Genomic DNA, 1,731 nt, shown 5'->3' with positions numbered 1-1,731 from the left:
GGCCGCCCGCGGCCGAAGTCCTCCCCCACGAGACCGATCTCCTGGAAGTTGAGATCCTCATACCGGACCGGCTCCTGGGCATAGGCACCCTGCACCTTGAACGTCTCCCCCGGCACCCCCCACGACAGACCGACACAGGGCAACCCGAGCCGCTCCACACTCCATGGCCACATCATGGATTTCAGGCACTCCTGCCCCAGAATCGAGTCCCCATGCACACGGACGCTGACGGACTGCGCACCCCCGCTCATGCGCCGCACGCTAGTCACTAAACCGGCGCGGAGGAAGGTGGCACCCCACTGATCCGCGCCGATCGGCCACGATCAGACGTTGCGCGTGACATCACCACCTTGGCGATGAGTGCGCGGCGCGGCCACCGCCGCAGGTCAGTGGGAGCTGGAACCGATTTCGATGACCAGCACACCGGCCATGATCAGCAAGATCCCCAAGATCATGGTGCGGGTCAGGGGTTCCTTGAATAGGACATGGGACGCGATCGCGGTCAAGGCAACCCCCGCGGCGGCCCAGATCCCGTAGGCGACACCGAGCCCGATCCCGACGCGCAGCGCGAGGGTCAGGAAGACAAAGGCCAGCACGTAACCGACGGCCACGGCCGCGTAGAACCCACGACGGCCGGCGGCCGCCACACGCAGGCACAGGGTGGCAGCCACCTCGGACAGGACGGCCCCGGCTAGGAATAGCCACTGCATCACGCTGCCCCCGCCTGCTGCTCGTCGGTGTCGGGGGTATGGTGCGATCCCAGTTCAACCATCAGAACGCCGGCGATCACCAGGGCGATCCCAATCCCCATCATGGCCGTGATCCGTTCGTCGAACAGGACGGCGGACAGCACCGCCGTTGCGGCGACACCCAACGCGCCCCAGATGCCGTAAGCGACACCGAGGGCCAGTCCGCGCTTCAGTACCAGGGTGAGGAAGGTGAAGGCTGAGACGTAGCCCAGCAGGACGACCGCGTACAGCGCGGGGTGGGTGAGTGCTGCCTTGAGTGACAGCGATGCGATGACTTCGCTACCGACGGCGCCGGCGAGCAGGAACCATTTGGTCATGGTCTCTCCTGGAAGGGGCGAGCGCCTGCATGCGGCTCGGCCGTGTCTGTTCATGATTCTACCGGCTGGACGCTGGTGTCCCCGCGTTTCCGAGAGGCGTGCTTCGTGGATGCACCGCCATACACGCGCTCATGCCGCTGTTTGCTGGGCCCACCTGCTCGGTTTTCAGGTGTCGATTCCTGCTCGCGTTTCAGCAGTCATTGACAACAACTCTCGCCAGCAAGCCCGGGCCGACCCTGGACCGACCGTTGGTGGACACACTCACCGGCTCCAGGCACAAGAACCTTAAGGAGCTGCACCCCGGCTCGAGCGGGCGCAGCGAGATCCGGATCCTCTTCGCCTTCGACCCCCGCCGGCAGGCAATCCTGTTGGTGGCCGGGGACAAGGCCGGGGCCTGGAAGAAGTGGTACGCCACGAACATCCCCCTGGCCGAGGAACGCCTCGACGCCCACCTCCACGCGCTCCGCAGCACCCCACCCGGTGCTTAAGAGCGAAACCGTGAACCTGAGCAGCACCCCTGAGACCAGCACTGCTTACATCTCACCCCCAGCACCCAGGAGAGCCCCCATGCACACCCTCGACCAGCTCACCGCCCAGCGGTCCCCGCACGCAAGGACCCCCATGAACAGCTCCTCGGCCCGCCCTGACGTCATGTAGATGCTCCT

Annotated in this window: 3 protein-coding genes; 1 reads left to right on the top strand and 2 read right to left on the bottom strand. The window is 65.9% G+C overall.

Annotation, left to right across the window (positions count from 1 at the left end; all coding sequences use genetic code 11):
• Positions 1-386: 386 nt before the first annotated feature.
• Positions 387-710, bottom strand: coding sequence for a multidrug efflux SMR transporter (locus tag ACIP67_RS43235; protein WP_144819320.1), 324 nt, complete (start codon positions 708-710; stop codon positions 387-389).
• Positions 710-1,066 (bottom strand): DMT family transporter, encoded by a 357-nt coding sequence (locus ACIP67_RS43230; protein WP_401700209.1) that lies wholly within the window; start codon positions 1,064-1,066, stop codon positions 710-712. Before ACIP67_RS43230 ends, ACIP67_RS43235 begins: the two co-directional genes overlap by 1 nt.
• 131 nt (positions 1,067-1,197) lie before the next feature.
• On the opposite strand from ACIP67_RS43230, the gene ACIP67_RS43225 reads away from it, so the two are divergent.
• Entirely contained in the window at positions 1,198-1,554 is a 357-nt protein-coding gene (locus ACIP67_RS43225) for a type II toxin-antitoxin system RelE/ParE family toxin (protein ID WP_060775721.1), read from the top strand.
• The last annotated feature ends 177 nt before the right edge of the window (positions 1,555-1,731 follow it).

The organism is Streptomyces sp. NPDC088812 (assembly GCF_044750285.1).
GTDB lineage: Bacteria > Actinomycetota > Actinomycetes > Streptomycetales > Streptomycetaceae > Streptomyces.
Note: the sequence above shows the minus strand (reverse complement) of the source record. Positions and strands in the feature narration are given on the sequence as shown.

Excerpts from the sequence above, each read along its gene's own strand:
- ACIP67_RS43230 (WP_401700209.1), bottom strand. The coding sequence starts at position 1,066 with ATGACCAAATGGTTCCTGCTCGCCGGCGCCGTCGGTAGCGAAGTCATC.
- ACIP67_RS43235 (WP_144819320.1), bottom strand. The coding sequence starts at position 710 with ATGCAGTGGCTATTCCTAGCCGGGGCCGTCCTGTCCGAGGTGGCTGCC.
- ACIP67_RS43225 (WP_060775721.1), top strand. The coding sequence starts at position 1,198 with ATGCCGCTGTTTGCTGGGCCCACCTGCTCGGTTTTCAGGTGTCGATTC.